This window comes from Pseudomonas sp. LBUM1671, from assembly GCF_059695685.1.
Genome location: NZ_CP166782.1, coordinates 694,208 through 711,777, shown reverse-complemented (window position 1 = coordinate 711,777; position 17,570 = coordinate 694,208). Strand labels below are relative to the sequence as shown.

Here is a 17,570-nt window from a genome sequence, read left to right as displayed (position 1 = left end):
TCAGCCTGCTGCGGCCAGGGGTCGCACATTAATGTCGAACCCCGTGTTCAGGATTGATCGTTCTGCCACAGGTTGCGCAGGCTATCGAGACGCTCCTGCTGGGTCATCCCCGACAATGGCTGCACGGGCGTAGCGTCAGGGTATTGCAAGCGCAGCCATATCCAGCCATCGAGCACCGGGCGTTCGCTGAAACCCAGCGCCAGCCCTTCCTGCATATGGGACCACAGGCGGGTGTAGTCGGTGCCGGTGGACTGGCTCCAATGCCAGGCGTGCTGTTCAAGCAGGCAGGTTTGCAAGGTGTCCCGCTGACGAGGCGTCAGGTTTTCTTCGATGGCCAATGGGCTGACGGCAAGCCCAGGATTGAACAACTGTTGCCAACCCCGGCTGCCGATTGCCCTGTCGGCCCAGGTGCCGCCGAACCAGCGCAACTGACTGATCGGCCCCAGCCAGCGACTCAGTTCCAGGGCATCGCAGGCATCGAAAAAGTAACTGGCGGTGTGGGGGTTGTAGTAACTCAACAACGCGCGGTGGTGCAGGCCAAAGGTGACCGTGAGCATGCGGCGTAAATGCTCGAGCAACTGCGACGGCGAGGCCTCACTGACCAGTAACAAACCACTCCAGCTGTGCGGTTCGCGCAGGCACAGTTCGGCCAGCGCCGGGCAGCCCTTGAGGTCGACCAACAGCGGCCCGTGCTCGCGTATCGGCTGCAACTCGGTGTCATCGAACAGCCAGAACCGCCGGGTCTGCGCAAACTGCTGGAGCAGCATCGCACCAGCCCCAGGCTCCCCCGGTACGTCGAGCAACAGCCACTGCGCGGTTGAGTCCGGCGTCTGGGCGACGATCATGCCGCACCGCTCTGGCCAAACTGCGTCGCTGCCCGGCAGGTGCAGAAGGCTTGTGCGCAATGGCTGAAACTGCCCCCTCCGGGCATCAGACACAGCAACACGACCGGTTCGCTGGATTGCAATAAACGCATTAATCCGTCGGCGGTAGCGTTGTCTTCTGTCGCCACGGCGGGAGGAAGTTCGGGCAAGACCGACGCTTGGGTGCAGGGTTGCCCGGGAAGAAACCCGGTGATTAACGGTCGATCAGGATCCCCTTCGATAAAGCTCACCAGCACCTGCGCGCCTTCACTCAACGGCATGATGTGCGCATCGCCCAACTCCGGCGCCAGCGGCAACCAGCAGTGGCTGGGCGCAGCGCCTTCGCCCTGATAGACCCAGTCAAATTGCACGGCAACGGGCCTGGATGAATCGGGTTGCGACTCATCGACGTCAACCACCCAAGCCCGCTGCACGCTGTGCATCCGGGGGGGCATGACCGAGTGCGGCGCCGAGAGCGGTAACGCGCCAGCAACCGCGCGGATCCGGTTGCCATACGCAAACCCCGGCACCTGACCACCCTGGTGCTCGACATGGATCAGCAGCCAGAGACGATTCCATTCGGCACATGGATGGCCGGACAGCAGAACGCGCTGACCGCTGCGCAGCGTCGTCAGGTTTGTCTGACCTTCGCCAGCCTGCGTGTTGCCTTGAACCTTGAACTGCTGCACGCCGCGCTGTTCGGTATCGGGCTCAAAGACCATTTCGGCTTCCCGGGGAAATTGCCCCGGCCCATCACCAAAGACCAGACAATGCCCGCACCGACGATGCTCGAAGTGGTAATGAAGCCGTTCCTGAGCACACAGGCGCTGGAGAAACTGCAGATCCGATTCCCGGTACTGCGTGCAGAAATCACGCGGAGGGTAATCGCCGCTCAGGTCAAAGCGTCGATCCTTGCCGGCAATGCCATGCTCCTTGAGCACCTGCGCGAGGATCTCGGGTACAGAGCGGTTGCTGAAGATGCGCTGGCTGAAACGCTGGGCCAGGCAGGCCAGTTTCGGTTTTAGACGCACGCGACAAAGCCTCGGCGCAGCACCATGGCCAGCCTGAACAAGCTCATGCAACTGCCCGTGAAAGCCGGTCCCCGGCGGCCCGAGATGCAAAAAGGCCGGGCGGTACAGCAGGCTTGCCAGGTCCAATGCCGGGTCATCGATCAGCAGATCCACGTCGAACACAAAGGGTTCGCTGATTGCTTCACTGCCGGTAAAAGCCAAGACTTCAACAGGGTCGGGCAGACCCTCTACATCCAGACGAAATGACGGCTCGTTGACTGGATCGAACATCGGCGATTCTCTACAGGAGGGGCGGCCGGGGATTCTCTCCGAGAGAGTTGGCCGAGTAGAGTGCCGAAGTACAACTTAGGAAATGACCTACGCGAAAAGAGGACCAGATCGCTTGGATAGCCGGGGATGTGAGTCATTTCGCTTTAAATCGGGGAAGCGTCCCAACAGGCCATCTGAAATTTCCCGCAGCGTGCGGAAAGTTTTCAGACAACCTGCTAAGAGCGGTGCCTTACCTCAAGAAGACAGGTAAGACGAACGGGTCAGGCCCAGGCGCAGTGCGTCGAGGAACTGGGTACGCTCGGCGGCGGTGATGCGGGCACTGGCGCATTTGTCGCGGTAGTGGGTCATCAGCTCTTCCGGCGACAAGTGCACGTAACGCAGCATGTCTTCGATGGTGTCGTGGGTCTCGATACCGGCGTGGTACACGCTGCCATCGGCGTTCTGGTAGATGTTTACCGAGTCGGTGTCACCAAACAGGTTGTGCATGTCGCCGAGAATTTCCTGGTAGGCGCCGACCAGGAAGATACCCAGCAGGTAGTCCTCGCCTTCGTTCAAACCGTGAACCGGCAGGCTGGTTTCGATGCTCTGCTCGTCGACGTATTGCTTGATCTTGCCGTCGGAGTCGCAGGTCAGATCTTGCAGCACGGCGCGGCGCAGCGGCTCTTCGTCGAGACGGTGCAGCGGCAGAATCGGCAGGACCTGGCCGATGGCCCAGGTGTCCGGCAGGCTCTGGAATACCGAGAAGTTGCAGATGTACTTGTCGGCCAGCTTGTCGTTGAGTTCGTCGAGCACCTGACGGTGCGAACGCTGACGCGCCTTCAACGAGTTGTGCAGGCGACGGCACACGGCGAAGTAGCATTGCTCGGCCAGGGCTTTTTCGGCCAGGGTCAGCTTGCCATCGGCGTACTGGGTGGCCACGTCGCTCATGTAGTGCGTGGCGCGCCAGTAGGTTTCGGTGACCATCTCGATGTCGGTCGGGCCCAACAGGTCAACCAGCCACTGCACGGTTTCCGGCAGTTCTTCCTTATTCTCGATCTTCGGCACGTCGTCGTTGTGCTTCTCGACGTCGGTCACCTGCACTACCAGCATGGCGTGGTGAGCGGTCAGCGAGCGGCCGCTTTCGGAGAAGATGTTCGGGTGCGGCAGGCTCTGCGCGTCGCAGAATTCCTTGAGCATCCCGACCACGACACCCGCGTAATCGTCCATGTCGTAGTTGATCGAACTGGCGTTGCGCGAGTGCGTACCGTCGTAGTCGACGCCCAGACCGCCACCGACGTCGATGTGGTCAACCGGCAGGCCGAGGTTGCGCAGTTCGCCATAGTAACGAATCGCTTCCTTGAAACCGTGCTGGTAATCCGCCAGGTTGGCGATCTGCGAGCCCATGTGGAAGTGCAGCAGGCGAATGCCCTGATCCAGGCCCGCCGCGCGGAAACGCTCGACCACCGACAGCAGCTGCGCCGCCGACAGGCCGAACTTGGATTTCTCGCCGCCGGTGTCCGCCCACTTCGAAGACGCCAGGGACGACAGGCGCACGCGCAGGCCGACTTGAGGCTTGACCTTCAGCGACGCGGCTTCTTCGATCACCAGCTCAACTTCGGATTCTTTCTCGATCACGATGAACACGTTGTGACCCAGCTTCTGGCCCATCAGCGCCAGACGGATGAACTCGCGGTCCTTGTAACCGTTGCAGACGATGGTGCCGCCCTTCGGTGCCAGGGCCAATACGGCCAGCAACTCGGGCTTGGAGCCGGCTTCCAGGCCGATGGAAACGTCCTGGGTGGCGATGATGTTTTCGATCACCGCTTCTTGCTGGTTCACCTTGATCGGGTACAGCGCGGTGTACTTGCTCTGGTATTCCAGACGCTCGATATTGGAATCGAAGGCGCCGGTCAGCTGACGCACGCGGTCTTGCAGAATGTCAGGGAAACGCACCAGCAACGGCAAGGACAGGCCGCTTTTGCGCAGCTGGTCGACTTGCTCGAATAGGTCGATAGGCGAACTGGTCGGACCGTTCGGACGAACTTCGACGCGACCGGCGTCATTGATCGCGAAGTACCCGGCCCCCCAATGGCGAATCCCGTAAACACTGCGGCTGTCCGCAACTGTCCATTGGCTGCCATCGTCTTTGCGTGTGCGTCGTACGGACATTGAAGTCCCCTATAAAGAAGTCATAGAGCGTCGCCTGGGTTCAGGCCGGCGCAGTCTAAAGAATGAAAATGACGATTAGCCTGCATGCAAGGGCCATAGACCTCACATTCAGCGCTGAGTTTAGAAACCGGTCAGAACAGGCTCTGTGAAAACCATGTAGACGGCGCCAGGCCAGAGTTGAATCGGGACTGGATCAAGCCGAGGGTGGTTTTCACAGAGGCTGCTAGCCGCCGGACTTCTTCGCTTTGAATCCCAGTTTGATCAGTTCAGCCAAGAGTAGCTCGACATGATCGCCCTGGATTTCGATGATTCCGTCTTTCAACGCTCCACCGGTGCCACAGCGTTTCTTCAACGTGGTGGCCAGGTCCTTGAGCGCTTCTTCCGCCAACGGCACGCCGGTGATGGTGGTCACCGTCTTGCCGCCACGGCCCTTGCTTTCGCGACGCACGCGAGCGATGCCGTCGCCGGCCGGGATAACGGTCTGTTTGCAGATGCAGGCGTCCACCGGTTGACTGCACTCGGGGCAATGACGACCTGCGTCGGTGGAAAATACCAGGCCACCAAGGGCGGCGAAGGATGCGGCTTTTTTGGCCACCGGCAATCCTCTTGGGAGGACAAAGACTGGTCGCGGCAACTTGGGAAGCTGCCATCGACCGCGAAGCCCCACTCAGGCAGGGGCAGCGCTACTGAGCCAGGCAACGCTGGTTCAGTTTGAAAAGGTCGCGCAGTGTAACGGCAAAAAGCCGACTTGCTAAGAGCCAATCGGCGCCAATTTATAGCTCTTTTGCGACGTCCTCGCCACGCGCGCGCAGATAGCGCTTCAACGCGGCCAGAGAGTCCGGGCAATAAGGCTTTTGCTGGATTTCCAGCAGGACCTGATCGATAGGGATGAAGCGCGCTTCCAGCACCTCTTCCGGCTGCAGGACCAACGGGCCGTCCCACACCGCCGAAAACGCCGAACACCAGAGGCGATTGCCGGTGTCCTCGAAGAAAAAGTGGTCATGAGCGCTCAGTTCCACACCGCTCACACCCAGCTCTTCTTCCAGCTCACGCGCAGCCGACTCGGCATACGTCTCGGTGGCGAGCACCATGCCGCCTGCCGCCACATCCCAGTAACCGGGGTAAATGGCTTTGCTCAGGGTTCGACGGTGAACGCACAGTTCACCAGCGGAATTGAACAGCATGATGTAGGTGCCCCGCCCAATCAGCCCGCGCTCGCGCAGGTCGGAACGGACCAGGGCGCCGAGCAGGTTGTCCTGCTCGTCGACCCAGGCGATCTGTTCGGCATCCGAGGCCGCACGATGGGCGACCTCTTTGGCGTTATCACCCATGACTCAGCCCTGATTGAGCAATTGACGCAGATCGATCACTGCGGCGTTGGCCCGGGAGATGTAATTGGCCATGACCAGCGAGTGGTTGGCCAGCACACCGAAGCCGCTGCCGTTGAGGATCATCGGGCTCCACACCGGCTCTTGCGAAGCTTCCAGCTCGCGAATGATCTGGCGCACGCTGACCGTGGCGTTCTTCTTCGCGAGCACATCGGCGAAGTCGACTTCGATGGCACGCAGCAGATGGGACAAGGCCCAGGCTTGGCCGCGAGCTTCGTAGAACACGTTGTCGATCTGCATCCACGGGGTCTCGACGATTTCTTCATCGACCTGTGGCACCTGACCCGGGGCCAGCACCTCGGTTTTCAGCGCGGTGTTGAGTTTGACCCGGCCAACGCTGGCCGACAGCCGTTGCGACAGCGAACCCAAACGGGTGCCGACATCGCCCAGCCAGTTGTTCAGGTTATCGGCGCGGGCATAGAACAGCGCGCTTTTCTGACTTGGATCGGAGAGGCGCGCCTGATAACGGCTCAGGGAATTGATGCCTTCCTGGTATTCGGACTCACTGGCGGGCAGCACCCAGCTCTTGTTGTCGAAGTTGAAACGCGGCTCGGCCTTCGCCAGGTCGGCATCTTCGGTGGACTGCGACTGGGAGCGAGCGAAGTCTTTACGCATGGCACGACTCAGGTCGCGGACCTGGACCAGCACGCCATATTCCCAGCTCGGCGTGTTGTCCATCCACAGGCCCGGCGGGAAACGGTCGTTGGAAATATAACCACCTGGCTTGCTCAGCAACGTGCCGGCGACGGTCTTGAGGGTTTCCACCGTGGTGTACCCGATGACCATTTGCTTGCCTTCTTTCTCGGCCGCCGCCTGGGCATTTTGTTGAACCGGGAACAGCGCAGGCTCCTGGCTCCAATACCAACCCAGCCCGATCGCGACCAGCAGGTAAAGGCCAATCAGCGTGGCCAGCGCCCGGCTGAACAACAGGCCGCCGACGTAGCTGCGGGTGGCCGATTTCGGTTCAGCGGCACGTTCAGGCGCGCTGCCCGCGCGATTCTTCCAGTCCAGCATGGCGATATCCTTTCAATCACTTGAGTTCATCGGTTCGACCACAACCCTACGCCATCGTGCCTCGTTTGCCGCGCATTAAATCCTGCGCGAAACGGAGGGACTTACAATGGCCGCGATCAGGGACCACTATAAATGAAGCACAGCGGCGAGCCTATGCGACCAGCCAGTCAGAAACTGAATGAGGCCGCTTTGCAGATTATTGACACACGACGCTCATGGGATTGAAAAGAGGTGCTAGCATAGAGCCACCAGTCGATCTCAGCATGCACCCTAACTAGTAGTCAGGATATGACCGAGCCAGAAGACCCCAGCCGTGAGCGCCTCAAGCACCACTTTGCCCAGCGGGTAATTCATCAGGCACGTCAGATTCTTGAGATATGGCAGCGCCTGCAACGCAGCGAGTGGTCGACCACCGACTTGTCCGAACTGAGCGAGGCCAACCTGCGCCTGCTGCGCTTTGCCGAGCGTTTCGAGCAACCGGAACACACGCAACTGGCGCGCCACATCGGCCTGTCGCTGGAGGCTGTCGACGCCAATCGCGGACGCCTGAGCAGCGGCCTGATCACCGACCTCAATCGCTTGATGCAGCGCCTGTCGCGCACCGGCCTGCGCCACGGCGATCAGCTCGAACAAACCTTCCTGCCGCCGCTGCGCAAGCCGATCTACGTGATGCTGCAGGATCACGACCGCGCCGAGCGCCTGGCCAAGCAGCTGGAATTTTTCGGGCTCAGCGCCCAATCCCTGGACAGTGTGGCGGCGTTTCGCTCCTCTATGGTCGAGCGCCTTCCGGCGGCAATCGTCATGGACGTGGACTTCAGTGGCACCGGCATTGGCCTGAAACTGGCCGCCGAAGCCCAGGTCGGACTGGACGAACCGTTACCGCTGCTGTTCTTCAGTCTGCACGAAACCGACACCCCTACCCGCCTCGCCGCCGTGCGTGCCGGTGGCCAGGAATTCCTCACCGGCACCCTCGAAGCCTCGAGCTTGCTGGAGAAGATCGAAGTCCTGACCTGCGTCGCCCAGTACGAACCTTATAAAGTGCTGATCATCGACGACTCGCGCGCCCAGGCCCTGCACACCGAGCGCCTGCTGAACAGCGCCGGGATCGTCACCCGAACCTTGATCGACCCGATTCAGGCCATGGCCGAACTGGCGGACTTTCAGCCGGACCTGATCATCCTCGACATGTACATGCCGACCTGCACCGGCACGGAACTGGCCAAGGTGATCCGGCACAACGACCGTTATGTCAGCGTACCGATCATTTACCTGTCTGCCGAAGATGACCTGGACAAGCAACTCGACGCCATGAGCGAAGGCGGCGACGATTTCCTGACCAAACCGATCAAGCCGCGGCACCTGATCACCACCGTGCGCAACCGCGCGGCGCGGGCACGCAATCTGAAGGCGCGAATGGTCCGCGACAGCCTGACCGGCCTGTATAACCACACTCACATTCTGCAATTGCTCGAAGACTGCAGCTTCCGCGCCCGCCGCGAGAGCAAGCCGCTGAGCTTTGCGATGCTCGACATCGACCACTTCAAACGGGTCAACGACAGCCACGGCCACCCCATGGGCGACCGGGTCATCAAGAGCCTGGCGCTGTTCCTCAAGCAGCGGTTGCGCAAGACCGACTTCATCGGCCGCTACGGCGGTGAAGAATTCGCCATTGTCATGCCGGACACCGATCTCGAAGCGGCCCATAAAGTGCTCGATGAGATCCGCCAACGCTTTGCCGAAATCCACTATCCCGCCCAGCCTCAGGATCTGTGGTGCACGTTCAGCGCCGGGGTGGTTGAGCTGTGTGACCACTCCGACAGCCTGATGATGGCCAGCCAGGCCGACGAAGCGCTGTACCGCGCCAAGGACGGTGGACGCAACCGCGTGCAGGCTGCGCGGACGTCAAAGCAAAGTGCCACTTTTTCATCGGAATGGACCCATTCGGTCATAACCCTGTAATAGAAACGCAATAACTTCAGGCGCTTACCATTCTGCCGTTGGTAGACCCGCGATGCGCCTGAAGCTGCTGACCAATCTCAATACCCTCCTTTTAGTCGCCGTGTGCGTGGCCCTTGGCGCGACGCTCTGGTGGTCGCAAAAAGCCCTCGAACGCCCTTATCTGCTGATGGAGCGTTACCTGGGGTTGTCCCAGCAATTTCAGAATGAAGTGGCGCGCAACGTTGAGGATTACCTCGCCAGCGGCGATGCCCTGCGCCTGAGCAGCGCCAGCCAGGCCATCGACGGCTTGCAAAAGCAACTGGGTGAATTGCCGCCGGAGCTGGCCGACACCTTGCGCCCAAGCCTGTCGAACCTCGATGAATTCAGCAAAACCGACCTGCTGGCCGCCGGCAAACTCGCCGGTGATCCTCAGGCGCTGTTGCTGCAAGCCGAACGCGAGCTCGGCGCCAGCCTCGACCAACTCAGCCAATATGCCAGCGGCAACGCGGCGTACCTCGCGCCCTTGCTCGCCGCATCCCAGCACCTGGGCAAACTGTCGTTGGCCCGGAACAAACTGGTCAGCAGCGGGCGCAGTGAACTGGCCGCCGATGTCGAGCGCGAAGTCGCCAGCATCCGCGCCCAGTCCGATCTGATCGGCGCCTTGCCACTGCTCGGCGTGGCCGCCAGCAACGAATCCGGCACGGATGATTTCGCGGCGATGATGGGGCTGGAGAACACCGAAAAAGCCGTCGCCGAAGATGCCGGCGTCGGCCTCAAACGGGAACTCAACAGCCTGCTGACGCGTTACCCGGCTGAACTGGCGCGGACTCGGGATCAGATCCAGAAACGCACCGACCTCAGCACCGCGACGCACCTGAAAATCGCCGACGTGCAGCAAGCCATCGCCGGGCTGGAGCCGGTAGTCCGCGCCCAGCATGGGCAGATCCAGGGCGAAGTGCGCTTGATGCAAGGCGTGATGATCGGCCTGATTCTGCTGATCGCGTTGCTGATCGACACCTTGCAAAGGAAACTGGCCCGGACGTTGACCAATCTCGCCCCCGCCCTGTCGACCTGGGCCGAAGGCGACTTCAGCCAGGACATTCAACTGGGCAAAACCAACCGCGAACTCCACGACATTGAAGCGTCGCTCAATCGCTTGCGCGCGTACTTGGTGGACCTCGTCGGCACCATTCGCCTCAATGCCGAGCAGGTGGCCGGCAGCAGCCGCACCCTGGCCGAGTTGAGCAACGACTTGCACAGCGGCGCCGAACACCAGGCCGGCGATACCGCGCTGATCCGCGATTCCCTCGGTGAACTGGAGGCGACGATTCAACAAGTCGCCGGCGATGCCAGCCAGGCGGCCGACGCCAGTCGCCATGCCGGACTGGCGGTTGAGCACGGACAGAAAGTCATCGGCCTGAGCCTCACCGGCCTGCACGCGCTGGTGGGTGAAGTGCAAGGCAATGCGCAGATGATCGAGCACCTGGCTGAAGAGTCGGCGACTATCGGCGGCGTGCTGACGGTGATCCGCTCGATTGCCGACCAGACCAACCTGCTGGCCCTGAACGCCGCCATCGAAGCCGCCCGCGCCGGTGAAATGGGCCGCGGGTTTGCGGTGGTGGCGGAAGAGGTTCGCTCACTGGCGCAACGCACGGCCGGCGCCACGGCGGAGATCCAGACCTTGATCGCCGGCCTGCAAACTGCCGCGCGGCAATCGGTGGAAGGCATGCGCGCCCAGGTCGAACACGCCGAAGCCACAGCCAATCAGGCTCAGGCTGCCGACGGCGCTTTGGATAAAATCGTCGGGGCGATCCAGACCATTTCCGACACCGCGGTGCGCATTGCCGATGTCACCGCTCAGCAGAGTGGCGCGGTCAGTGAAATCCGTGATCACAGTGAGCGGATTCACAAGCTGGGTGGGGATAACTTGCTGCGTATCGGCGAGGGACGTGTGCAGGGGGAGAATCTCTTGGTGTTGGGCGGGCGATTGCATACAGCCGTTCAGGCTTTCCGCGTCTGACAAATCGCCATCGCGGGCAAGCCCGCTCCCACAGGTTTTTCGCGGTCCTTGTGGGAGCGGGCTTGCTCGCGAAGACGCCAGAACAATCACCACACATTCCCCGCCCTGCACTCCCGCCCGACGTCCGCTATCATGCCCCCAATTCCGATACGCGAGATTGTCATGCGCCGTTTGCTTTGCCTGCTGCTTTTAGTGCTCGCCCTGCCGGCCAACGCCGCCGGGTTGCTGGAGAGTCGGCCCAGTTCCTCCTTGGGCTCGATCAACAACAGCGCCGACTTCCTGCCGGTGCGCGAGGCGTTTCAGCTGAGTCTGGTCGACAGCACGCCGCAATCGATCAAGCTGCGTTTTGTCGCGACTGAGGGTTACTACCTCTATCGGCATCGCTTTCAGTTTCGTGCCGATCCGGCCGAGGTTGTCCTGGGCGCGGCGCAATTGCCCAAGGGCGAGCAAAAGCACGATGAGTACTTTGGCGATGTCGAGGTCTATCACGGCATTCTCGACGTCGAAGTACCGCGCACCGATCCGCGCGCCTTCACGCTGGCTGTGACCTATCAGGGCTGCGCCGACAAAGGCCTGTGTTATCCACCCGAAACCGAACGCCTGAACATTGATGGCATCGGCGCACAGACACCCACCACGGCCCAGAGCTGGAGCTGGCGCGAGCTCGCCTTGTTCTTTCTCGCCGGGTTGGGCTTGACCTTCACCCCTTGCGTGCTGCCGATGCTGCCGATTCTCTCCGGCGTGGTATTGCGCGGCCAGGTCGGCGGGTTGCGCGGCTTCAATCTGTCGCTCGCTTACGTGCTGCCAATGGCTGCCTGCTTCGCTCTGCTGGGGGCGTTGATGGGGATGTTCGGCGCTCAGCTCAACCTTCAGGCGCGCCTGCAATCGGCGTGGGTGCTGGTACCGTTCGCGATGTTTTTTGCGCTGTTTGCCCTGGCAATGTTCGGGGTGTTCGAACTCAAGTTGCCCCAGGCCATCAGCAGTCGCCTTGACCGGATCGCCGGGCGCACCGAAGGCGGATCGTTGTGGGGCGCCGCAGTGCTGGGCGTGGTTTCGAGCTTGCTGGTATCGCCCTGCGTTTCGGCGCCGCTGGCCGGTGCGCTGCTTTATATCAGCGCCAGCGGCGATGCGCTGGGGGGTGGATTGAAACTGTTCATGCTTGGCCTAGGCATGGGCGCACCGCTGCTGCTCGTGGCCACCGGCGGCGCGGCCTGGCTGCCGAAAAGCGGGCCGTGGCTGGTCTATGTGAAAAACGCGATTGGCGTGTTGTTGCTGGGATTGGCCATCGGGCTGGTCAGTCGCGTATTGCCGGGGCAGATCACCTTGTTGCTGATTGGTCTGCTGGCCGGTGGCGTGGGCTTGTTCATGGGCGCGCTGGAATTCGTCTACAAACCTCCTCGAAAACGCCTCAGCCAACTGCTAGGGATGTTCTTGCTGTTTTACGCACTGGCTTGCTGGTTCGGGGCGTTCAGCGGTCAGACCGACCCGTTCAACCCGATCGGCCAACCACGCATCACCGCCAGCAACGAACAGCCGCAAAATACTAGCGCCTGGCAAACCATCAGCTCCCCGACCGACCTCGATCGCGCCCTCGCCGAGGCCAAATCCGCTGGCACTCCGCTGCTGCTCGACTGGTACGCGGACTGGTGCATCAGCTGCAAAGTCATCGAACGCGAAGTGCTCAACGACCCCACCGTCGTCGATCGCCTGAAAGGCTATCGCCTCGTCCGCTTCGATATCACCGCCAGCAACGCCGAGCAACGCGCGCTGCTCGATCGCTACAAACTGTTCGGCCCTCCGGCCCTGATGTTTTTCGGCAAGGACGGCGTCGAACGCGCCAATGTGCGAGTAATCGGCGAGATCAACGCGAAAGACTTCGCCGAACGTGTTGTCATAGCAAATGACCGGATTTAATCACCCGGTCACATATTTCGCGCAAACATCGGCCATCGTGCTGGCTATTGCATAGAACTGGACAGTCACAAAGGCTTTGCGGCATAGTCGCCGGGTTCTGACAATTGCACACAGATAACAAGGAACAGCAGATGGCGACGCTATTGGTTCTGCACGGCCCCAACCTGAACTTGCTCGGCACCCGTGAACCGGGCACCTATGGCGCTACGACGCTGGCGCAGATCAACCAGGACCTGGAACGCCGTGCCCGTGAAGCCGGCCATCATTTGCTGTACCTGCAAAGCAATGCCGAGTACGAATTGATTGACCGCATCCACGCCGCAAAAGGCGAAGGTGTGGACTTCATTCTGATCAACCCAGCAGCTTTTACGCACACAAGTGTCGCATTACGTGACGCGCTGCTGGCGGTGAGCATCCCATTCATCGAAGTGCATTTGTCTAACGTGCACAAACGCGAACCTTTCCGCCATCACTCTTACTTCTCCGACGTAGCGGTGGGAGTGATCTGCGGCCTTGGCGCCAGCGGTTATCGACTGGCCCTGGAGGCCGCCCTGGAACAGCTTGAAAGACCGGCAACGGCTTGAACAACAAGCGTAACGCCCCTGACCGACCCTTGGGAGTTGATGATTCATGGATATCCGTAAAGTTAAGAAACTGATCGAATTGCTGGAAGAGTCCGGCATCGACGAGCTCGAGATCAAGGAAGGCGAAGAGTCCGTACGCATCAGCCGTCATAGCAAGACCCCGGCTCAGCAGTACTACGCACCGGCTCCAATGCACGCTCCGGCTCCAGCGCCAGTTGCTGCCGCTCCGGTTGCCGCTGCAGCACCTGCTGCTCCGGCCGCGCCAGTGCTGAACGGCACCGTTGCCCGTTCGCCGATGGTCGGCACCTTCTATCGCAAGTCTTCGCCAAGCTCGCCGTCCTTCGTTGAAGTCGGCCAGACCGTGAAGAAAGGCGACACTCTGTGCATCGTCGAAGCCATGAAGATGATGAACCACATCGAAGCTGAAACCAGCGGTGTGATCGAATCCATCCTCGTCGAAGACGGCCAGCCGGTTGAGTACGACCAACCGCTGTTCACCATCGTTTGAACCGCGGAGAAACTTTGATGACTGCGAAGTTGGAAAAAGTTCTGATCGCCAACCGCGGTGAGATTGCCCTGCGGATCCTGCGTGCCTGCAAAGAGATGGGCATCAAGACTGTCGCCGTTTACTCCAAGGCCGACAAAGAGCTGATGCACCTGGGCCTGGCAGACGAGTCCGTCTGCATTGGTCCGGCCTCGGCCGCCCATTCTTACCTGCACATTCCGGCCATCATCGCCGCGGCTGAAGTGACCGGCGCCACCGCCATCCACCCAGGCTACGGTTTCCTGGCGGAAAACGCTGATTTCGCTGAACAGGTCGAAAACTCCGGCTTCGCGTTCATTGGCCCGAAAGCCGACACCATTCGCCTGATGGGCGACAAGGTTTCGGCCAAGCACGCCATGATCGCTGCAGGCGTTCCAACCGTTCCGGGTTCCGACGGGCCGTTGCCTGAAGACGAAGAAACCGCTCTGCGCATCGGTCGCGAAGTCGGTTACCCGGTGATCATCAAAGCCGCTGGCGGCGGTGGTGGTCGCGGCATGCGCGTTGTGCATAAAGAAGAAGACCTGATCTCCTTCGCCAAACTGACCCGCACCGAAGCTGGCGCGGCGTTCGGCAACCCGATGGTCTATCTGGAAAAATTCCTGACCAACCCACGTCACGTGGAAGTCCAGGTGCTTTCCGATGGCCAGGGCCACGCCATCCATCTGGGCGACCGCGATTGCTCGCTGCAACGTCGTCACCAGAAGGTTCTCGAAGAAGCGCCGGCACCGGGCATCGACGAGAAGGCTCGCGCTGAAGTCCTCGCTCGCTGCGTCAAGGCGTGCATCGACATCAACTACCGTGGCGCAGGCACTTTCGAGTTCCTGTACGAGAACGGCGCGTTCTATTTCATCGAAATGAACACCCGCGTTCAGGTTGAGCACCCGGTTTCGGAAATGGTCACCGGCATCGACATCGTCAAGGAGATGCTCAGCATCGCCGCTGGCAACAAGTTGTCGTACACCCAGGAAGACGTGGTTATCCGCGGTCATGCACTGGAATGCCGGATCAACGCCGAAGACCCGAAAACCTTCATGCCAAGCCCGGGCACGGTCAAGCATTTCCACGCTCCAGGCGGCAACGGCGTTCGCGTCGATTCGCACCTGTACAGCGGTTATGCCGTTCCGCCGAACTATGATTCGTTGATCGGCAAGCTGATCACCTACGGCGCAACCCGTGACGAAGCATTGGCGCGCATGCGTAATGCACTGGACGAAATCGTTGTCGACGGGATCAAGACCAACATCCCGCTGCACCGCGACCTGGTCCGCGACGAAGGCTTCTGCAAAGGTGGTATCAACATCCACTACCTGGAACACAAGCTGGCTGGCGAAAAGCACTAAGCTTTAGCCTGATCAACAAAGCCGCCTTTGGGCGGCTTTGTTGTGTCTGGACATTTCATCCGAGTTGCTGCCATACCCCTGTGGGAGCGAGCCTGCTCGCGATGGCGGCATGACAGTCAACATTGTGATGGCCTCATCGCGAGCAGGCTCGCTCCCACAGGGTCGGTGTCATTCTGGAGCCGTGTGATGGATGCAGGGCAAGCCACTCCCACAAACCCTCCCCGCTCGCGTAAACTTGCGCGCTTCTCGCAGCCCGCTAGGCTGCAATCAATATTTTTCAAAGGTGCCCGCCATGCCTTGGCTGCAAGTCCGTCTCGCCATCAGCCCAGAACAAGCCGAAACCTACGAAGACGCTTTCCTTGAAGTGGGCGCCGTGTCGGTGACCTTCATGGACGCCGAAGACCAGCCGATCTTCGAACCTGAACTCAACACCACGCCGCTGTGGTCGCACACGCACCTGCTGGCCCTGTTCGAAGGTGGCACCGAAGCCACCAGCGTGCTGGCCCACCTTGAGCTGCTGACCGGCAGCCCGCTGCCCGAGCATCACAGCGAAGTGATCGAAGACCAGGACTGGGAGCGCAGCTGGATGGACGATTTCCAGCCAATGCGCTTCGGTCAACGCCTGTGGATCGTTCCAAGCTGGCACGCTGCCCCTGAACCCGACGCCGTGAACATTCTGCTGGACCCGGGCCTGGCGTTCGGCACCGGCACGCACCCGACCACCGCGCTGTGCCTGGAATGGCTCGACGGTCAGGACCTCAAAGGCTGCAATGTGCTCGACTTCGGTTGCGGCTCGGGGATTCTGGCGATTGCCGCCCTGCTGCTGGGGGCCAAGGAAGCGGTCGGCACCGACATCGACGTGCAGGCGCTGGAAGCCTCCCGCGACAACGCCGGGCGCAACAACATCGCCGACGCACTCTTCCCGCTGTATCTGCCGGAAGATCTGCCGCAGGTTAAAGCCGACGTGCTGGTGGCCAACATTCTTGCCGGCCCGCTGGTTTCCCTGGCGCCGCAATTGTCCAGTCTGGTCAAACCCGGTGGTCGTCTGGCGTTGTCGGGCATCCTCGCCGAGCAAGGTGAAGACGTCGCCAAAGCCTATGCTCAAGACTTCGATCTGGACCCGATCGCCAATCGCGATGGCTGGGTGCGCATCACTGGCCGTCGGCGCTAGAATGAGCGCCTGCATAAACCGGATCGCCGCATGACCGACAGCTTCGTCACCCAGTGCCCGCATTGCCAAACCAGCTTCCGCGTCAGCCATGCTCAATTGAGCGTGGCCCGTGGAGTGGTTCGTTGCGGCTCCTGCTTGCAGGTGTTCAACGCCGCCAAGCAGTTGCTTGAGCAACGGGGCGGCAACGAAGCCGTCACACCGGTTGCCCCGGCCATTGTCGAACCGCCGGCCCCGCGCGCCATCAGCCAAAAGCAGTGGTCCGCCACTGAACTGGATCTGGACAGCCTGGACCTGGACGAAGAACTCGCCCGGCTCGAACAGCGGGAAATCCAGCCGACCACGGAATTCGGCCGGCACCGCGAAAACGGCATCAGCGCTCGCCGCGACTCCGCCGAGCACGAGGATGAGGATGAACCCTGGTCCGACAGCCTCTTCAGCGAATCGGCAGCCGATCGCGCCCAGGCGGTCGAAGCCGACCCACGGGAAACGCAGCCAGATCCGGTCAAGCCCTCGCGCACCGAACCTTCATTCTCGCTGGAACCGGTTGATCTGGACGACGAGCCCCAGGTGCCGCAACTACGCCTGAATGATCCGCTGGACATGCCCCTGCGCCATGATCGTCTGTCGGCAACCGATGCACCTGACGACGACCTGCCCCCGATTGCCCCCTTGCGCAAGCGACACGAACGCAGCGAGGCGACCGAACGTGCCGACGCCTTGCATGACCTGACCGACGATCCGCTGCAACTGGACTGGCAAAGACGTCGCTCCCCTTGGGGACGGCGGCTTTTCTGGCTGCTGCTGGTGCTGCTCGGTGCCGCCGCACTCGCCGGCCAATACGTCGCGTACCACTTCGACGAACTGGCGCGCCAGGACCAATACCGTCCATGGTTCCAGCAACTGTGCCCGCAGGTCGGCTGCACGGTGCCATCGAAAGTCGACATCGCGAAAATCAAAAGCAGCAACCTGGTGGTTCGCAGTCACCCTGAATTCAACGGTGCGCTGGTGGTCGATGCGATCATCTACAACCGTGCGCCCTTCTCCCAGCCTTTTCCGCTGCTGGAACTGCGCTTCGCCGACCTTAACGGCCACCTGATCGCCAGTCGTCGCTTCAAGCCCGGCGAGTACCTCAACGGCGATCTCGAAGGCATGGCGGAGATGCCGCCGCAGACGCCGATCCACATCGCACTGGATATCCTCGATCCAGGCGCCAAAGCGGTGAATTACAGCCTGAGCTTCCATTCGCCCGAGTGAAACGGTTCAGTGTTACAGCGTTGACGGCATATTTCTGACTTTGACCGCTCATACCAAACCGCTGGCGATAACAGAATTACTGTTCAGATTT

At 61.1% G+C, this 17,570-nt stretch carries 14 protein-coding genes; 8 read left to right on the top strand and 6 right to left on the bottom strand.

What is annotated here, in order from left to right; all coding sequences use genetic code 11:
• Positions 1-47: 47 nt before the first annotated feature.
• The 6 genes from ACA060_RS03105 to ACA060_RS03080 all read right to left on the bottom strand — a co-directional run bounded on the left by ACA060_RS03105 (position 48) and on the right by ACA060_RS03080 (position 6,714).
• On the bottom strand, positions 48-845 hold the full coding sequence (locus ACA060_RS03105; RefSeq protein WP_497315362.1) for a DUF4123 domain-containing protein: 798 nt from the start codon (positions 843-845) through the stop codon (positions 48-50).
• Entirely contained in the window at positions 842-2,164 is a 1,323-nt protein-coding gene (locus ACA060_RS03100) for a type VI secretion system Vgr family protein (RefSeq protein WP_497315360.1), read from the bottom strand. Before ACA060_RS03100 ends, ACA060_RS03105 begins: the two co-directional genes overlap by 4 nt.
• Before the next feature lie 234 nt (positions 2,165-2,398).
• On the bottom strand, positions 2,399-4,312 hold the full coding sequence (speA, locus tag ACA060_RS03095) for an arginine decarboxylase (RefSeq protein WP_109627790.1): 1,914 nt from the start codon (positions 4,310-4,312) through the stop codon (positions 2,399-2,401).
• A gap of 223 nt (positions 4,313-4,535) precedes the next feature.
• Positions 4,536-4,907 carry a translation initiation factor Sui1 gene (locus ACA060_RS03090; protein ID WP_497315358.1) on the bottom strand — a complete coding sequence of 124 codons (372 nt, stop codon included), beginning with the start codon at positions 4,905-4,907 and terminating at the stop codon, positions 4,536-4,538.
• A 178-nt stretch (positions 4,908-5,085) separates the two neighbouring features.
• Entirely contained in the window at positions 5,086-5,643 is a 558-nt protein-coding gene (locus tag ACA060_RS03085; protein WP_497315356.1) for an NUDIX hydrolase, read from the bottom strand.
• Between the two features lie 3 nt (positions 5,644-5,646).
• Complete coding sequence (locus ACA060_RS03080) at positions 5,647-6,714, bottom strand: DUF2333 family protein (RefSeq protein ID WP_497315354.1); 1,068 nt, start codon at positions 6,712-6,714, stop codon at positions 5,647-5,649.
• Positions 6,715-7,002: 288 nt separating this feature from the next.
• On the opposite strand from ACA060_RS03080, the gene gcbA reads away from it, so the two are divergent.
• The 8 genes from gcbA to ACA060_RS03040 all read left to right on the top strand — a co-directional run bounded on the left by gcbA (position 7,003) and on the right by ACA060_RS03040 (position 17,479).
• Positions 7,003-8,673: a diguanylate cyclase GcbA gene (gene gcbA / locus ACA060_RS03075; RefSeq protein WP_109627786.1), complete on the top strand. Its 1,671-nt coding sequence runs from the start codon at positions 7,003-7,005 to the stop codon at positions 8,671-8,673.
• Between the two features lie 52 nt (positions 8,674-8,725).
• A complete protein-coding gene (locus ACA060_RS03070) occupies positions 8,726-10,672 on the top strand; it encodes a methyl-accepting chemotaxis protein (RefSeq protein WP_497315352.1) in 1,947 nt (648 codons plus the stop codon).
• 162 nt (positions 10,673-10,834) lie between these two features.
• Positions 10,835-12,586 (top strand): protein-disulfide reductase DsbD, encoded by a 1,752-nt coding sequence (locus ACA060_RS03065; RefSeq protein WP_497315350.1) that lies wholly within the window; start codon positions 10,835-10,837, stop codon positions 12,584-12,586.
• Positions 12,587-12,717: 131 nt separating this feature from the next.
• Positions 12,718-13,170, top strand: a complete 453-nt coding sequence (aroQ, locus tag ACA060_RS03060) for a type II 3-dehydroquinate dehydratase (RefSeq protein WP_109627783.1) — start codon at positions 12,718-12,720, stop codon at positions 13,168-13,170.
• A 46-nt stretch (positions 13,171-13,216) separates the two neighbouring features.
• Positions 13,217-13,678, top strand: coding sequence for an acetyl-CoA carboxylase biotin carboxyl carrier protein (accB, locus tag ACA060_RS03055; protein ID WP_054044024.1), 462 nt, complete (start codon positions 13,217-13,219; stop codon positions 13,676-13,678).
• A gap of 17 nt (positions 13,679-13,695) precedes the next feature.
• A complete protein-coding gene (gene accC / locus ACA060_RS03050; protein ID WP_008153754.1) occupies positions 13,696-15,054 on the top strand; it encodes an acetyl-CoA carboxylase biotin carboxylase subunit in 1,359 nt (452 codons plus the stop codon).
• Positions 15,055-15,346: 292 nt separating this feature from the next.
• Positions 15,347-16,225, top strand: a complete 879-nt coding sequence (gene prmA, locus ACA060_RS03045; RefSeq protein WP_497315348.1) for a 50S ribosomal protein L11 methyltransferase — start codon at positions 15,347-15,349, stop codon at positions 16,223-16,225.
• A 30-nt stretch (positions 16,226-16,255) separates the two neighbouring features.
• Positions 16,256-17,479: a DUF3426 domain-containing protein gene (locus ACA060_RS03040; protein ID WP_497315346.1), complete on the top strand. Its 1,224-nt coding sequence runs from the start codon at positions 16,256-16,258 to the stop codon at positions 17,477-17,479.
• Positions 17,480-17,570 lie beyond the last annotated feature (91 nt).